At 68.8% G+C, this 15,258-nt stretch carries 15 protein-coding genes; 10 read left to right on the forward strand and 5 right to left on the reverse strand.

The genetic code is table 11. The annotated features are described in order from the left end of the window. The first annotated feature begins 230 nt into the window (after window positions 1-230). Window positions 231-1,088: a 3-methyladenine DNA glycosylase gene (locus tag ABT130_RS23325; protein ID WP_350958415.1), complete on the forward strand. Its 858-nt coding sequence runs from the start codon at window positions 231-233 to the stop codon at window positions 1,086-1,088. 161 nt (window positions 1,089-1,249) lie between these two features. Then, window positions 1,250-1,705, forward strand: a complete 456-nt coding sequence (locus ABT130_RS23330) for a DUF488 domain-containing protein (protein WP_030913027.1) — start codon at window positions 1,250-1,252, stop codon at window positions 1,703-1,705. Here the strand turns inward: ABT130_RS23330 and ABT130_RS23335 are convergent. The 3 genes from ABT130_RS23335 to ABT130_RS23345 all read right to left on the reverse strand — a co-directional run bounded on the left by ABT130_RS23335 (window position 1,683) and on the right by ABT130_RS23345 (window position 5,394). Further along, the gene (locus ABT130_RS23335; protein WP_350958417.1) at window positions 1,683-2,546 is read right to left on the reverse strand and encodes a DUF8757 domain-containing protein; all 864 of its coding nucleotides are present in this window, start codon (window positions 2,544-2,546) and stop codon (window positions 1,683-1,685) included. The genes ABT130_RS23330 and ABT130_RS23335 overlap by 23 nt on opposite strands. Before the next feature lie 341 nt (window positions 2,547-2,887). Further along, window positions 2,888-3,898, reverse strand: a complete 1,011-nt coding sequence (locus ABT130_RS23340; RefSeq protein WP_350958420.1) for a hypothetical protein — start codon at window positions 3,896-3,898, stop codon at window positions 2,888-2,890. 107 nt (window positions 3,899-4,005) lie between these two features. Further along, on the reverse strand, window positions 4,006-5,394 hold the full coding sequence (locus ABT130_RS23345; RefSeq protein WP_350958423.1) for a DHA2 family efflux MFS transporter permease subunit: 1,389 nt from the start codon (window positions 5,392-5,394) through the stop codon (window positions 4,006-4,008). A 93-nt stretch (window positions 5,395-5,487) separates the two neighbouring features. On the opposite strand from ABT130_RS23345, the gene ABT130_RS23350 reads away from it, so the two are divergent. From ABT130_RS23350 to ABT130_RS23385, 8 genes are all read left to right on the forward strand, one after another. After that, a complete protein-coding gene (locus tag ABT130_RS23350) occupies window positions 5,488-6,204 on the forward strand; it encodes a TetR/AcrR family transcriptional regulator (RefSeq protein ID WP_350958425.1) in 717 nt (238 codons plus the stop codon). 282 nt (window positions 6,205-6,486) lie between these two features. Then, complete coding sequence (locus tag ABT130_RS23355) at window positions 6,487-7,005, forward strand: toxin-antitoxin system HicB family antitoxin (protein ID WP_350958428.1); 519 nt, start codon at window positions 6,487-6,489, stop codon at window positions 7,003-7,005. A gap of 83 nt (window positions 7,006-7,088) precedes the next feature. Beyond that, the gene (locus ABT130_RS23360) at window positions 7,089-7,937 is read left to right on the forward strand and encodes a DUF4097 family beta strand repeat-containing protein (RefSeq protein WP_350958431.1); all 849 of its coding nucleotides are present in this window, start codon (window positions 7,089-7,091) and stop codon (window positions 7,935-7,937) included. 21 nt (window positions 7,938-7,958) lie between these two features. Then, window positions 7,959-8,909: an ATP-binding cassette domain-containing protein gene (locus ABT130_RS23365; RefSeq protein ID WP_350912202.1), complete on the forward strand. Its 951-nt coding sequence runs from the start codon at window positions 7,959-7,961 to the stop codon at window positions 8,907-8,909. Beyond that, window positions 8,906-9,697: an ABC transporter permease gene (locus ABT130_RS23370; RefSeq protein ID WP_350958434.1), complete on the forward strand. Its 792-nt coding sequence runs from the start codon at window positions 8,906-8,908 to the stop codon at window positions 9,695-9,697. The genes ABT130_RS23365 and ABT130_RS23370 overlap by 4 nt, the downstream gene beginning before the upstream one ends. Window positions 9,698-9,722: 25 nt before the next feature. After that, the gene (locus tag ABT130_RS23375; RefSeq protein ID WP_350958437.1) at window positions 9,723-10,931 is read left to right on the forward strand and encodes a cytochrome P450; all 1,209 of its coding nucleotides are present in this window, start codon (window positions 9,723-9,725) and stop codon (window positions 10,929-10,931) included. Window positions 10,932-11,005: 74 nt separating this feature from the next. Then, window positions 11,006-11,269: a hypothetical protein gene (locus tag ABT130_RS23380; protein ID WP_350958440.1), complete on the forward strand. Its 264-nt coding sequence runs from the start codon at window positions 11,006-11,008 to the stop codon at window positions 11,267-11,269. Between the two features lie 41 nt (window positions 11,270-11,310). Next, window positions 11,311-13,212 carry a sensor histidine kinase gene (locus tag ABT130_RS23385; protein WP_350958443.1) on the forward strand — a complete coding sequence of 634 codons (1,902 nt, stop codon included), beginning with the start codon at window positions 11,311-11,313 and terminating at the stop codon, window positions 13,210-13,212. A gap of 104 nt (window positions 13,213-13,316) precedes the next feature. Here the strand turns inward: ABT130_RS23385 and ABT130_RS23390 are convergent, their stop codons facing one another. Together ABT130_RS23390 and ABT130_RS23395 are read right to left on the reverse strand one after the other, a co-directional pair. After that, complete coding sequence (locus ABT130_RS23390) at window positions 13,317-14,285, reverse strand: phosphotransferase family protein (protein ID WP_350958446.1); 969 nt, start codon at window positions 14,283-14,285, stop codon at window positions 13,317-13,319. Between the two features lie 114 nt (window positions 14,286-14,399). Beyond that, window positions 14,400-15,233 (reverse strand): hypothetical protein, encoded by an 834-nt coding sequence (locus tag ABT130_RS23395; RefSeq protein ID WP_350958449.1) that lies wholly within the window; start codon window positions 15,231-15,233, stop codon window positions 14,400-14,402. Window positions 15,234-15,258 lie beyond the last annotated feature (25 nt).

Consider the following 15,258-nt stretch of genomic DNA (forward strand, 5'->3'; position numbering starts at 1 on the left):
CACGGCGGCTCACGCCCGCGACAGGCCGGATTCGAGGCCGCATCAGGTCAGGAGGCGGGCGGCTCCGGGCCATGCGGGCTGCGACGGTCCATCCGGTACGAGTGACCTGTGGGAGTCAGGCGCCGGTTCCGGGGCGAGAGCGGCAGACCCCGCCAAACCATGATCTACGACTGCGGGGAGGAAGATTCTCCGTTTACCGCTTACCGGCCGGCGCTTCTTACCATGCTGGGGTGGAAGTGCTGAGCGAGCGGGAGTGGCGGGGCAGGGCCTCGGCGCATCGGGAACGGGTCGGGGCCTGGGTCGAGCCGCATCTGCGCCGCGGCCGGGAGCGGGTCGCCCACCCGGTCGAGGACTTCCTGTTCACCTACTACAGCTTCCGGCCGGGACGCCTGCTCCAGTGGCATCCGGGCGCCGGTACGGTCCTGGCGGGGGCGAGTTCCTACGGGGCGAACTACCGCGACTGCGAGCAGGGCGCGGTGCTGGACCTTGAGCTGGTGCTGCCGCAACGTACGGCCGCGATCAGTTGGACGAGGGAGCTGCTGGCCGCCACCGCGAGCCGTCCGCCCTATCTGGGCTGCTTCGGGATGCACGAGTGGGCGATGGTCTACCGGACGCCGGAGGTGGAGATCCGGCACTCCTCCTTCCCGCTCCGGCTCTCCCCCGAGCGGATCGAGGAGATCGTCGACCAGCGCGGAGTGCGGTGCGGCCACTTCGACGCGTTCCGTTTCTTCACGCCCCCCGCCCGCCCGCTCAACGTGATCCAGCCGACCCGCGAACGCCAGCGGGAGCTGGAGCAGCCGGGCTGCCTGCACGCCAACATGGACCTCTACAAGTGGGCCTACAAGCTGTCGCCAATGATCGGCAGCGAGCTGGTCGCCGACTGCTTCGCGCTCGCCCGCGACATCAGGACCGTGGACATGCGGGCCAGCCCGTACGATCTGAGCGCCCTGGGTTACCGGCCGATCCAGGTGGAGACCGCCGAAGGCCGCGCGGAGTACGTGGCCGCCCAGCGCGCCTTCACCGAACGCTCCGCTCCACTTCGCCAACGCCTGCTGCAGGAGTGCGACCGGCTACTGGCCCTGACCTGACCGGCACCGCCGCGAGGCTCACGGCCCGCCCGCCGAACGAGGTTTCGGCCATCTGGTATCGCACAGCTCAGGCCAGTACGAGATCCTTGAGCGGAAGAGGGGCGCCGAGGCTTTGCCGGATCCGTGTGACGGCTGTGACCAGGCGTGAGAGGGTGCGATTCATGCTTACGATCGAGCAGCATGTGCGGTTGACCGGGGTCGGATACGAGGGATGTGATCTCGATGAGTTCATCCGACGGCTCCATCGGGAAGACGTGACGCTGTTGGTCGATGTGCGGCTGAATCCGATCTCCCGGAAACGCGGATTCAGCAAGACCGCGCTGGCCGGTGCGCTTGCCGGTGCGGGCATCGCCTACGAGCACATGCGAGAACTCGGCAACCCCAAATGGAACAGGGCGGGGTTCGGCGGAGGTCCGGCCGAGCTGGGCGCGGCCCGAGACGTTTACGCCGGACAGCTCGTCAACGCTGACGCGGGCGAATGCCTGGACCGAATCGCGGAAGCAGCCCGGCGGCAGACGGTAGCGGTCATGTGCTTCGAGGCCGACGAACACCGCTGTCATCGCGATCTCGTCCTGGAAGCCGTCCGTGAGCGATTCAGCCGCGCCGTACCGGCCTGATTCGCCGAGGATAGGCCACGCCCAGAACGATGAAGCTCTGTGGATGGGCCTGCTGGTTACCGACGTAGAAAATGGTGTCGCGGTCCGGAGCGTTCATTAGATCCCAGAACTTGTCACGGATGGCCTGCTTGACTCCCGCATCATCGCGATCATGCACGGAGCGCTGCAGGGCCACCAGTTCCCAGTCATAGATGCCTTGGCGGTGGGTGTTACAACTGGCGGACTGGCAGCGGTAGCGGTACCACGCCTTGAAGCGGGGTGCTTGAAGAGCGGTGCGGGGACCGGTGTCGAAAAGGCCGAGCTGGCTGACGTACTGGTCGATCTTTCGCTGTTCGTCGGGTGTCCAGCCGGGGTGGGGTTGGATGTCAAGTCCGATGATCTCCATAGGGCGAATTGCGGCCAGCGAGCGGCCGACTGGCCGCTTCTTGGCCCCTGAGATGAGATCGCACATGGAGCCCTCGATGTAGTCGTCGAGGTATGCCATGCGCTTTGGCCACCCGTCGAGGTGCTTCTCCACCACGACCTTGTCGGATCGGGGTCTCCAGCTCTCTGCTCGGGGGTCGCTGGTGTTGGGCTTGGCCTCCAGAGTGACGATGTCGTATTTACGGAATTGGTGACTGCTACCCAGTTCGCGAAAGTTAATTGGATATAGTCGTATCCAACCTGGTTGGTCTAGGTCAAGCCTGAGGGCGGCAACGCACACGGTCTCGCCATAGGTCTCAGAGGGGTTGGGGGCGGCTTTGACTGTTATAAGCACCCTTATGCGCTGAAAGTGCGCTTCTTTCGGTTTTTCGTGAATCGTTCCAAAGTTGGGGCCGAACAGAGAATGCTGCTCCGCCATGAAATCCTCCAGGGTGATATTCGAATCGACCTCCAGAGAATATCTTTACTTCCCTCTTAGGAATTAAGGGACGGCCAAATATTGCGCTATCGGGTATCCGCTATCTCGTGTCCTGTTCGCGAAGGACATCACGATGCGGGTGATAAGTTCGATATGTTCACTCTTTTGGAAAGCTAGGAAAGCGGGGCCGTGCTCGGGCTGGTTATCCACTCTGCGGTGGCGTGGTTGCTTTGGCGAGGGGGCATCAGGGGGCTCGGCGGCTGCCCGATCCTTTCGGAGGACGGCACCGACATGGTCTGGCGGTTGTCTCGTACGCGGGGATCTCAGGAAGGCGACCGCAGCTATCCGGCGTGCTGGTGGAACAAGCCGCAGAGGCGTTCTAGGCCGAGGCCGCTGATGAGCAGGCGTTCCTTGGTGTTGCTGAGGAGATCGGCGGTCCAGGTGGTGAATCCGCCGTCGCCGAGGCTGTGGTCGTCCCCGGTGGGGGTGGTGGCGCGGATCTCGAAGCAGGCGCCGTCGTAGTAGCCGCGGCCGTTCACGCGGTCGTCGTCGAAGGCGAACGCGGTGCCGGGGTGCGCCCGTGCCAGCCGGTTCAGGACGTGTTCGCGCAGGGCCTGGCGATGCCGCCCCCCGGTCAGGTCGGTGAGGAGCACGCGAACCGAGGAGATCTGGTGGCCGAGTTCGCCGGCCCCGCGCAGGACGTCGAGATGGACACCGATCTGCTCGGCCAGGGTCGCCGTCTCGAAGCTGAACGAAGCCTCGGCGCGACCGGCGGTGCACAGCGCCAGCAGCGCGAAGTGCGCCGGCATGCCTGACCCGCCGAAGACCTGGGCGCGTACCACCCGGTGGACGGCGGCGAGCCTGACCCGATGGCGCGAACGAGGATCGGCCCGCAGCGACTCCCGGCGGCGGACCGCGCACTCCAGGGCCAGGACGTTGGTGGCGTCCGCGACGGCCTCGGTGTTACGGACGGTGGTGACCACCTTGTGCTGGTCCACGGTCGCCACCGCGGAGTTGGTACCCAGCGGGCAGAGCGGCGACAGCGCCAGCCCGGTGAAACCATGCCGGGCCAGCCGTCCGTGGACAAGGGACTCCAGGCGTGCCAGCTCACCCGCGTCCAGCGCCGACGGCGCGGTGAAACGGTTGCGCTCGTAGGCCCGCAGCAGACCACCCGGCGTCACGGCGGCGGCGCGGCGGCGGTAGACCTCCAGCAGCAGCGTCTGCAGGTCGGTCGGCGAGAGCCGTTCGACCAGGGCGCTCAGCAATCCGGGTGTGGCACCCTCGCGCAGGATCCGGTCGAGCCAGGGGTCGGACGCCGACCGGTCCACACTCCGTTCAGACAGATCGTTCATCACCTCATCGTGCTGGACGGCAGGGCCCGGCCGCACCAGGTTTATCCGTCACGTCCACACCACCAAGCGGCAAGTGCTTCGCTTTTCCGGCACTTCACTCGCCGAGGTCAGCGGCGGGGGATCAGCAGGACCGGCACGAGGGCGACCCCGGCGATCGCGAAGGTCCACCACAGGCCGCCGGTGTACGCCCCCGCTCCGGGGCCGCCCGACCGGATGAGCGACTGCAGGACGACCGCGATCAGGGCGGCGCCCAGGGCGGTTCCCACCCGGACCGAGATCTGCGAGGCGGTCGTCGCCCCGGGGATGGAGGTCCCGGGCAGGGTGCGGTAGGCGGCGGCCATGATCGACGGCGTGGTCAGGCCGTGCCCGAGGCCGACGAGCAGGATCGCGGCGGCGAGCGGCGCCGTCCCGGCGGTGACGTCGACCTGTGTGCAGGCGAACACTCCGGCCAGCACGAGCAGGATTCCCGTGCCGCCGGGGAGCAGCGGGCCGATCCGGTCCGTCAGGCGTCCGGCGATCGGCATGGTGACGATCGCGCCTACCCCCATCGGGGCCACCAGCAGGCCGGCCTCCAGTGCGCTCGCTCCCGAGAAGGCCTGGGAGTAGAGCGGGATGAGCAGCATCAGGCCGAAGACCGACACCGAGTAGAGAAACAGCGTCGCGACGGACGCGGCGAAGGCCCGATTCCCGAACAGCCGGACGTCGAACAGGGCGCGGCCCGGCGCGCGCAGCGAGCGCACCGTGAAGGCGGCCACGAGCAGGGCTCCGCCCACCAGGCCCACGAATGCCTGGGCGTGGCCTGTACCCTCTCCGACCTGCGAGAGCCCGTAGATCAGTGCGGCGAGACCGGGGGAGAGCAGAGCGAGGCCGAAGGCGTCCAGGCGGCTTTCCGGCCGATGCTCCCCGTCGTGGGGCAACAGCCGTACGGCGAGCACCAGCGCCACCGCGCAGACCGGCACATTGATCAGGAACATCCACCGCCAGGGGAGCCGGTCCAGGATCAGCCCCCCGGCCACCGGGCCGAGCACGGGCGCGAGCATCGCCGGGACGGAGACCAGCGCCATCACCCGGCCCATCCGCTCGGGGCCGGCGGCACGGGCGAGCACCATCTGCGCGACGGGGACGAGCAGGCCGCCGCCGATGCCCTGCAGCACTCGGAAGGCGATGAGGCTTTCCACCGACCAGGCCATGCCGCACAGCGTGGACCCGGCGAGGAACAGCGCCAGCGAGGTGATCCATGTCGCCTTCGCGCCGAACCGCTCCACCGCCCAGCCGGTGACGGGGATCGTCATGGAAAGGGCCAGCGTGTAGCCGGTGATCACCCACTGGACTGTGCTCAGCGAGGTGTCCAGCTTGCGGCCGAGGACGTTCATCGCGACGTTCACGATGGTCGCGTCGAGGACGGTCATGATCGTGCCCAGCACCACCGCCAAGGCGATCCTCCGCAGCGCCGGGTCGAACGCGGTGCCGTCTGGCCTGGTCTGTGAGGTTGTCATCCAGCATGCTCCGTACGGTGTATCGGTTTCCGATACACCGTAGCGCAATCCCGTACGCTGTAGCGGATTGCCGCTACGCCGTACACTTGGCGGATGGCATCCGAGCAGGTACGAGGACCGATCTGGGCCCGGGAGGCGACGAAACGGCGCACCGCGCTGACGCGGGAGACGATCGTGCGGACGGCGATCGAGATCGCGGACGCCGAAGGACTCGCAGCCGTCTCGATTCGCCGCGTCGCCACCGAGCTCGGAGCGCGGACGATGAGCCTCTACAGCCATATCGAGCGCAAGGAAGACCTGTTCGACCTCATGTTGGACGAGATCGGCGCCGAGGTGCTGATCAGGGAGGACCTGCCGGACGACTGGCGCGAGGCGATCACGTTGCTCGCCCGGCGCGAGCGGGAGGTGGCCGGGCGTCACCCCTGGATCATCGATCTCATCTCCCGCCGCCCGGAGATCGGTCCCAACGGACTACGGCACCTGGAGCAGTCGTTGGCCGCGATGTCGAGCCTGCCGAGCGGCCCCGAAGGCAGGTGGCGGGCGCTGGCCGCGGTGGAGGACTACGTCACCGGGTTCGTGATCCGGGAGGCCAACGAGCGGGAACGGCCGCGCAAGGACGGCTGGACGCAGGCCGAGCGCGACGCGTTCGTGCAGCCCTATCTGCGCGACCTCCTCGACGGTGGCGAGTTCCCACATCTCGCGCCGCTGCTCGCGGACGGCGTCCCCGGCGCGGATGACAACTTCGAGCGCGGCCTGCGCTGGCTCCTTGACGGCATCGCCGCGGACCTCCTCGGCGGGGTCTCCTCATAGGCCCCTGATCGGCCGGGGCTGTTCCGCTCGCCGGGCTCGTCTGGGCGCCGATCGGGGGCCGGCGGAAGGAGTGCCAAAGGAGTGCCAGGCGTAGGCGAGCGTGGCTCCCCTCCGCCCCGCGCATCGGAAGGGTGCCGGCACGACGAGCGCACCCTCTGACGTGCGAGTTCCGGGGCCGGTCTGTCGTGTCGTGATCGGCCGGACATCCACTCTGAGCCAGAGTGGTGCCAATCTGAGCCAACATGGCTTGTTGATGGCACCATGATGTGCCATAGTGATGCCATGAACCTGACCCCGTATGTGGCCTCCCTCGGTCGCGAGCTGCTGACCGCCGTCGAGACCGGTGATGGCGACGCCAGTGTGCTGATCGAGCGGTTGACCGTGTCGATGGAGTCGGCGATCCGGCTCACCCTGCTCGAGGCGTTGTCGGCGGCCGCCGACGAGATCACCCGAGACCTGGCCCCCGGTTCGGTCCAGGTGCACCTGCGTGGACGTGACCCGGACTTCGTCGTGACGGTCCGGCAGGCGGAGCAGCCACTCCGGGACACCCCGGATCCGGGCGCGGTGTCGGCCGATGACGCCGCGGCGAGTTTCGAGGACGGTCCAGTGGCACGGATCAACGTCCGCCTCCCGGAACAGCTCAAGGCCGCGATCGAGGAGGCGGCGGGCAAGGAAGGTCGCTCGCTCAACGCCTGGCTGGTGCGGGCCGCCTCGACCGCGCTGCGTGCCTCGGAGAGCGACCACGGCTCCGACCGGCGCGGCAAGCGCAACGCGCAGCGTTACACCGGCTGGGCCCGCTAGCCCACGCCGACACCCGGAACCACTTTCTTCGTACATCTCCGACCAGCGGGGATGTTCTTCTGACTCATTCTGAGGGGATAGCCATGCCGGTTTTCGCCACGCCTGAACCGATTTCCGCCACGATCGAGCTCTCCGTCGGTGACGTGCAGATCATCGCGAGCGACCGGACCGACACCGTCGTCGAGGTGCGGCCGAGCGACGAGTCCGACGAGTCCGATGTGGACGCCGCGCAGAAGACGCGCGTCGAGTACGCCAACGGCACGTTGACGGTCCGTGGGCCGAAGGCCCGCATGCTCGACTTCTCCAAGAAGACCAGGTCGGTCGACGTGCTGATCGAACTTCCCACCGGCTCGCACGTGCACGCGGACCTGTCGGTGGGGGACCTGCGCGGCGTCGGCACGCTGGGGGAGTGCCGGCTCAAGGCGTCGGTCGGGCATTTCCATCTCGACCGGACCGGACCGCTTCGACTGGACACCACCGGTGGTGACATCACCGTCGAAACAGTCGCGGGTAACGCCGATGTCTCCACCAGCACCGGGCGCGTGCACATCGGCGAGATCGGCGGCACCGCCGTCGTCAAGAACTCCAACGGCAACACCGACATCGGCACCGTCACCGGCGAACTGCGGGTGCGCTCGGCCAACGGCGACATCTCCGTCGACCGGGCCGACGCCATGGTGGACGCCAAGACCTCCAACGGAACCATTCGCGTCGGCCAGGTCACGCGCGACACCGTCACGCTGCACACCTCGACCGGCCACCTCGAAATCGGTGTCGCCGCCGGCACCGCCGCATGGCTCGACCTGAACACCTCGTACGGGCGGGTGGAGAACTCGCTGGAGGGCCTCGGCCAAGCACCGGAGAAGTCCGAGCAGACCGTCGAAGTCCGCGCGCACACGTCGTTCGGCGACATCACCGTCCGCCGTTCCTGACCAGATCTCGAAGGGGTTCTCATGACCATGCCATCCCAATCTGCGATCACGGCGACCGGACTGCGCCGGTCGTACGGCGATCACGTCGTGCTCGACGGCGTCGACCTGAACGTCCCGCGTGGCACCGTTTTCTCGTTGCTCGGCGCCAACGGCGCCGGCAAGACCACCACAGTCAAGATCTTGTCCACCCTGATCCGCGCCGACGGGGGCAGCGCGCGGATCGCGGGTCACGACCTGTCCGCCGAGCCGGACGCGGTGCGTGCCGCGATCGGCGTCACCGGCCAGTTCTCGGCGGTCGACAACCTGCTGACCGGTCAGGAGAACCTGACCCTGATGGCGGATCTGCACCACCTGGGCCGGAAGGCGGGCAGGCGCAGGACCGCCCGGCTGCTCGAACAGTTCGACCTCGTCGATGCGGCCAAGAAGACGGCGGCGACCTACTCCGGCGGGATGCGGCGGCGGCTCGACCTCGCGATGACGCTGGTCGGCTCACCGCAGGTGATCTTCCTCGACGAGCCGACCACCGGACTGGACCCGCGCAGCCGCCGCGCCATGTGGCAGATCGTGCGGGAGCTCGTGGCGGGTGGCGTCACCATCTTCCTCACCACCCAGTACCTGGAGGAGGCCGACGAGCTCGCCGACCGGATCGCGGTGCTCGACCACGGGAAGATCGTCGCCGAGGGCACCGCGGACGAGCTCAAGCGGCGCATTCCCGGCGGCCACGTCCTGCTGCGGTTCGCCGACGAGCGCGATCTCGAATCCGCCGCGCGCGTCGTGGACCAGGTGTCTCGCGACAGCGACACGCTCGCCCTGCGCGTACCGCACGACGGCAGCCTCAGGTCGCTGAAGGCGCTGCTCGACCGGCTTGACCAGAACGCGGTCGAGGTGGACTCGCTGAGCGTGCACACCCCCGACCTCGACGATGTCTTCCTCGCTCTCACCGGCAACAAGGAGAAGGTGACCGCACGATGAGCACCGTGTCGCACGCCCTGACCGACTCGGCGACGATGCTTCGCCGCAACCTCAAGCGCATGGTGCGCTACCCGTCCATGACACTGCAGCTCATCGGCATGCCGATCGTCTTCCTGCTGCTGTTCGTCTACGTCTTCGGCGGCACGCTCGGCGCCGGGATCGGCGGCGTCTCCGGCGGACGTGCGGAGTACGTCAACTACGTCACCCCCGCGATCATCCTGATGACGATCACCGCCGCGGTCCAGGGCACCACCATCTCGATCGCCATGGACATGACCGAGGGCATCGTCGACCGGTTCCGCACCATGGCCATCGCCCGGGTGTCCGTCCTGACCGGGCACGTCATCGGCAGCCTCATCCAGACGATGCTCAGCATCGCGGCGGTCGTCGGCGTCGCGCTGCTCATCGGCTTCCGGCCGTCGGCGGGGCCCGGCGACTGGCTCGCCCTCATCGGTGTCCTGGTGATGATGGCCTTCGCCTTCATCTGGCTGTCGGTCGCGTTCGGCCTGGCCAGCAAGACCGTCGAGTCGTCGAGCAACGTCGGTATGCCGCTGCTGCTGCTGCCGTTCCTGGGCAGTGGGTTCGTCCCGACCGACTCGATGCCCACCGTGCTGCGCTGGTTCGCCGAGTACCAGCCGTTCACGCCGCTCATCGAGACCCTGCGCGGCCTGCTGATGGGCACGCCGATCGGGAACAACGCCGTCATCGCGGTCGGCTGGTGCGTCGTCATCGCGCTCGGCGGCTACCTCTGGTCGAAGAAGCTGTTCAACCGCGAGTCCACCCGCTAAGCCGCACTTGAGCCAAGGGGAAACGATGCAGCACCAACAGATTTCGCTGGTCGACTCGCTGCCCATCACCCGCCCCGAGGGGTGTCCGTTCGATCCACCACAGGAACTGGGCCGGATCCGTGAGGCGACCCCGATCACCAGGATGACCTATCCCGACGGGCACGTCGGCCGGCTGGTCACCGGCCATGCCTTGACTCGCGCGGTCCTGGCCGACACCCGGTTCAGTTCCCGGTACGAGCTCATGCACTTCCCGCTGCCGATTCCGGGCGTCACCGAGTTTCCGCCCGCGCCGGTCGGCGATCTCACCGGGATCGACGCGCCCGAGCACACCCGCTACCGCAAGCTGCTCACCGGCAGGTTCACCGTTCGCCGGATGCGGGTGCTCACCGAACGCGTCGAGCAGATCACCGCCGAGCACTTGGACGCCATGGAGGACCACGGCCCGTCCGTGGATCTGGTCGAGGCGTTCGCCCACCCCGTCCCGGCGATGATGATCTGCGAACTGCTCGGCGTGCCGTACGAGGACCGCGCGACCTTCAACCGTCACGCGAAGGCGCTGACCTCCGCGTACATCTCCCAGGAGGAGATGTACGCGGCCTGGAACGCGCTGCAGGAGTACGTGCGTGGACTGGTGCAGGCCAAACGCGCGAACCCCACCGACGACGTGCTCAGCGAGCTGACCGCGAGCGACCTGAGCGACGAGGAGGTCGCCGGCCTCGGCGCGTTCCTGCTCGGTGCCGGGCTCGACACCACCGCCAACATGATCGCGCTCGGCACCTTCGCCCTGCTGAACCACCCGGACCAGCTCGCCGCACTGCGCGCCGACCCGAGCGGCGTCGACCGGGCGGTGGAGGAACTGCTGCGCTACCTGACCATCACGCACACCAACGTCCGGGCGGCGTTGGAGGACGTCGAGCTGGACGGACACCTGATCAGGGCGGGCGAGACGGTCACCCTCGCGGTCCAGACCGCCAACCGCGACCCGGAGAAGTTCCCCGACCCGGACACCCTCGACCTGAGCAGGCAGGCCACCGGGCACCTGGCCTTCGGCCACGGCATCCACCAGTGCCTCGGCCAGCAGCTGGCCCGAGTCGAGATGCGGGTCGCGCTGCCTGCGCTGTTCGGCCGGTTCCCGACCCTCCGCCTGGCCGTCCCGGCCGAGGACGTTCCGTTGCGCCACAACATGAACATCTATGGCGTGCACCGGCTCGAGGTCACCTGGGACCAGGAATAGCCGCCCGGAATCGTGCGATTCCGGGGGAGAGGATGAGTGTGTCGAGGCCATGGCGGGAATGGCACCGCCCGCTGATGGCGAGCGTGGCCCTCATGATCGGGCTCGTGGTGGTGTCCGGTGTCGGCCTCCTGGTGGACTGCCGCACCCTGCTGGGGAAGCCGCTGAGGTTCGGCGTCGCGTTCACCCTCTACTCCGGAGTCCTAGCGGACGGCGATCTCCCCCACGTGCCGGAAGTGGTCGCGCAGGAACCCAGGCAGCACGGGTTACCAGGCGTTCCGTCTCTGCCGCCGGCCGAAGATCGCGACTCGGGGCCTGACCTGGTCGTCAGAGTTTGCTGATAGGTCGGCATAGGCCCCAGAATCCCCTTCTGGGGGGATCCATGGGGCGGAAAGCGGACTACGCGGTGCGGGTCGTGGCCCTGTCCCTGGGCGCGCTCGGCCTCGCGGCGCTGGCCGCGCACGTGGTCATCGAGCTCGCGATCAACCCCCGGCCGCCCGCCATCGCCGACACCGCCCGCGTCCAGGCGCTGCTCAGTACCCCGCTGGGCATGCTGATCGTGCTGCGCCGGCCAGAACTGATCGTCGGCTGGCTGCTCCTGCTGGTCGGTGCGGCCAACGGCTGGATGACGCTCGCCATCTCCCTGTACGAGGTGTACGGGTGGCAGGACATGGTGCCGCTCCCGCCGCCGCTCCCCTGGCTCGCCTGTTTCCGGGTCGCCGTCACCAACTGCACGGCGCTCATGTTGCCGCTCGCGCATCCGGACGCAGGCCTGCTGCGGCCCCGATGGCGCTGGGTCTACCTGGCGCTGATCTCGTGGCAGCTGCTCCTGCTGGTGATCTGCATCCTGCGCCTGGACGACTCCCCCGGGCCGCTCGCGAGCCTGTACCAGGTGTCCAACGCGATCTGCGGGCCGCTGCTCTGGGTGAGCCTGCTCGTGCTGCTCATCCGGTTCTGGCGCGCCGACCCGGACGTGCGGCGGCAGATCGCCTGGCTGGCGCCCGTCGTGGCCTTCGACAACCTCGCCTTCACCGCGACCCTCGGCTGGGACTACCTCTGGCTGGACACCATCGGTGAGGCGGCCGTGCCGATCGCGGTGGCCATCGCCGTACTCCGCTACCGGCTCTACTCGATCGACACGCTTGTCAGCCGGGCCCTGGTCGGCGGCGCCCTGGTGGTTTTCGCCGCCACGGCGTACCTGGCCGTCGGCGCGCTCGCCGGACTCTTCCTGGCCGACTACGGCGAGCTCTTCGGCGTGGTCGCGGCGATCTTCGCGGGCCTGTCGTTCCTGCCCGTCCAGCGGCGCCTGCAGCGCCTGCTGGACCGGCTCCTGTACGGCAGGAGCGGCGATCCCCAGGTGCACGCCGAAGCCCTGCGGCGGCAGATCCAGCACGCCGGTCCCGCCCAGGCGCTGGACGCGGCGGTGCGGGCGGTGGCCGACGGCCTGGCGGTGACCGGGGCGGCGGTCCAGGCCGAGGAGAACCACGCCGTCGGCGAACTCGGGGACGACCCCCGCAAGATCCCCCTGGTGTGGCACGGTGAACCCGCCGGGACGCTGCTCCTCGGGCCGCCCGGGGCGCGGCGCTTCCCCCGGGCGTACGAGCGGCGGATGCTGGCCGTCCTGGTGCCGATCGTCGCCGACGTCGCGCATGCCGTACAGATGGCTCATGACCTGCGGCGCTCATGGGAACGGGCGGCCGGGGCGCGGGAGGAGGAGCGGCGGCGGCTGCACCGGGACCTGCACGACGGGCTGGGGAGCCGGTTGGCCGGGATAACGATCGGGCTGGAGGCGGCGCGGCGATCCCTGAGGCACTCCCCCGAGCTGGCCTATCAGCTGCTGTCCGATCTCCGGGTGGGGATGGACACCGTGAACGGGGAGATGCGGGAGCTGGTGCAGGGCCTCCGGCCCCGCACACTGGACGCGGTCGGGCTGGAGCAGTCGATCCGGCGGCTGGCGGTGGAGGTGCCGGTCACCGTCGGGGGGAGCCTGGAGGGGCTGCCGGCCGCGGTGGAGGTCGCGGCGTACCGGATCGTGCAGGAGGCGCTGACCAATGCCCGGCGTCATTCCGGTGCGAAGGTCATCACCGTGGCGCTGGAGCGGGCGGGCGATCTGCGGGTGCGGGTCACCGACGACGGGGTGGGTGTCGGCGCGCCGGCTCGGGGGTCGGGCTCCGGCCTGTCGACGATGCGCGAACGGGCCGCCGAGGTGGGCGGCACCTGCTCGATCCGTGACGGCGAGCACGGCGGCACCGTGGTCGAGGCTGTTCTCCCCGTCCCGACATGACCGGTGCGGGCCGGTGGGTGCAGGTGGCCGGGAACCGCACGAGAGGAGTGCGAGCGAATCCTGTGGAGCAGAAGTTCGACGGTGAAAAACGTGGACCCCTGTCGTCAGTGGACCAGCTGCCTGACAAGCGACCTGGCGGTGACTTCGTGCCGCTCGGGGTGGTCGATGCCGCGGGGCCCCTCCTCGACGAGCATGATCAGATACAGGTAGGCGCGGTAGAGGGCGAGGCGGGCGCGGGTGTCGGGGGTGAGGTCCAGGTGGCCGCCGGCCTCGCGGTAGCCGTCCAGCAGGTCCGTGTCCTGTTCGGCCGTGCCGAACACGTCGACCGAGACGAGGTCGGCCACCGGATCTCCCCAGAACGCCCGTTCGTGGTCGATCAGCGCCGCGATGCGCGGTGGTCTGCGGTCCGGCTCCAGCAGGATGTTTCCCGGCCAGAGGTCGAAGTGGACCAGCGAGGGGGTGACGACATCGTCCAGTAGGTGCGCGCGGGCCCGTACGACGCTCGCGATCTCGTTCACCGGCCACGGCAGGACCGCCCGGAACCGGACCGCGTCGGCGAGGACACCGTCGACCATGGAGAGAAACGCCTCCCGCCAGGTCGGCGCCGTCATCTCGGCCAGTTGCGGGTAGCCGAAAGCAGTTCCCCTGATCCGGTGCAGCGTGGCCAGGTGCCGGCCGAGCTCGAAACGGAGGCTTCTCGTGTCCGCCTCGGCCAGTGGTTCCGCCGGCTCCGACCAGGCCACGCCGTCGATCGCACTCATGATCAGGTACGGCAGCGGCCCGTCGAGGTTCGCCTGCCACAGCCGGGGGATCGGCACCCCGGTGGCGGCGGCGAGCTCGTAGAAGAGGGCCTCCGTCCGGATGATGTCCCGCTCGTAGGTGAGCAGCTCGACGTCGGCGGGAGGGCCGAGCTTGAGGACCAGCTCGCCGCCGTCTTCGAGCCGCGCGCGCCACAGTGCCGCGAACGAGCCCGCGTCAAGCTCCCGCAGGGAGACGGGCCACTTTCCCAGAGCCTGGAAGATCAGGTTCGCGGTCTCCGTGGTGGACAGTTGCCGCTTGGTCTTTATCTCCATGAACGATCATCCATCATCATCTTCGGCGAGGGAAGTGCCGGTTCCACCCGGCGGGGGAATCGCTTTCCCGCCATGGTCCCGGTGTTCGAAACGGTCAGGGCCGGGCCTGCCGGGTCATCTCCAGGCGCGGCGTCGCAGCAGGAGCCCGGTGGTGGCGGTGAGGATGAGCAGGGAGCCGGTCAGCAGGAACATCCGCCCGTCGGGCCCGCGCTCACCGCCGCCCCCGGTCGCGGCGGGCCCCGACGGGGTCTGTTGCACCTTGCCGTTCCCGCCGGTCTCCGGCTCTGTCTCCGTCTCTGTCTCTGTCTCCGGCTCCGTACCCGTATCGGTATCGGTTTCGGTCCCCGTATCGGTTCCGGTCTCGGTCTCCGTCCCCGTCTGGTCGGCCGCGGTGACCGTGAGGGGGTAGGTGGTCAGGGCGTCCTGGTTCTGGACCGCACACTTGATCGACGGTGCGTTGGCGGCGGTCCCGAAGTTCAGGGCGGCCGGCCGCACCGTCGCCGTACCCGCGTTGGACGAGGTCGTACTCAGGCTGACCGGGGTCGTCGGCAGCGGGATGACCTGGTTCGCGCCGACCGTACCGGGCGTACCCACCCCGGTGGCGGAGGTCAGTCCGGTGAGCCCGCTGATGGACGCGTACGCGTACAGGCTGGTGTCGGCGGTCAGTCCCGTCGCGGGTGCCTTCAGCCCGGTGCCGTCGGCGTAGGTCCCCTGCCAGCCGATGCTCATCTGCTCACCCGTCGTGGCGGTGGCCGGCATCGTCATCTCGACCTTGACCTTGATGTTCTGTTTCTCGGTCGCGCCGGTGGTGGTGCACTGGTACTCCACGACGTCGGTGATGACAGCCGAGCTCTGCCGCACCTCGCTGACGGCGGCGCCGACCGGCTGGAGGAAGAGAACCAGGCCGCCGGCCAGGACGGTGACGGAGAGAACAGATCGGACGCGCAAGGCGACTCCCATTGCGACAAATGTG

The sequence above is a fragment of the Streptosporangium sp. NPDC001681 genome (genome assembly GCF_040298085.1).
Classification (GTDB): domain Bacteria; phylum Actinomycetota; class Actinomycetes; order Streptosporangiales; family Streptosporangiaceae; genus Streptosporangium.

Excerpts from the sequence above, each read along its gene's own strand:
- ABT130_RS23330 (WP_030913027.1), top strand. The coding sequence starts at position 1,250 with ATGCTTACGATCGAGCAGCATGTGCGGTTGACCGGGGTCGGATACGAG.
- ABT130_RS23335 (WP_350958417.1), bottom strand. The coding sequence starts at position 2,546 with ATGGCGGAGCAGCATTCTCTGTTCGGCCCCAACTTTGGAACGATTCAC.
- ABT130_RS23340 (WP_350958420.1), bottom strand. The coding sequence starts at position 3,898 with ATGAACGATCTGTCTGAACGGAGTGTGGACCGGTCGGCGTCCGACCCC.
- ABT130_RS23345 (WP_350958423.1), bottom strand. The coding sequence starts at position 5,394 with ATGACAACCTCACAGACCAGGCCAGACGGCACCGCGTTCGACCCGGCG.
- ABT130_RS23350 (WP_350958425.1), top strand. The coding sequence starts at position 5,488 with ATGGCATCCGAGCAGGTACGAGGACCGATCTGGGCCCGGGAGGCGACG.
- ABT130_RS23355 (WP_350958428.1), top strand. The coding sequence starts at position 6,487 with ATGAACCTGACCCCGTATGTGGCCTCCCTCGGTCGCGAGCTGCTGACC.
- ABT130_RS23360 (WP_350958431.1), top strand. The coding sequence starts at position 7,089 with ATGCCGGTTTTCGCCACGCCTGAACCGATTTCCGCCACGATCGAGCTC.
- ABT130_RS23365 (WP_350912202.1), top strand. The coding sequence starts at position 7,959 with ATGACCATGCCATCCCAATCTGCGATCACGGCGACCGGACTGCGCCGG.
- ABT130_RS23370 (WP_350958434.1), top strand. The coding sequence starts at position 8,906 with ATGAGCACCGTGTCGCACGCCCTGACCGACTCGGCGACGATGCTTCGC.
- ABT130_RS23375 (WP_350958437.1), top strand. The coding sequence starts at position 9,723 with ATGCAGCACCAACAGATTTCGCTGGTCGACTCGCTGCCCATCACCCGC.
- ABT130_RS23380 (WP_350958440.1), top strand. The coding sequence starts at position 11,006 with ATGGCGAGCGTGGCCCTCATGATCGGGCTCGTGGTGGTGTCCGGTGTC.
- ABT130_RS23385 (WP_350958443.1), top strand. The coding sequence starts at position 11,311 with ATGGGGCGGAAAGCGGACTACGCGGTGCGGGTCGTGGCCCTGTCCCTG.
- ABT130_RS23390 (WP_350958446.1), bottom strand. The coding sequence starts at position 14,285 with ATGGAGATAAAGACCAAGCGGCAACTGTCCACCACGGAGACCGCGAAC.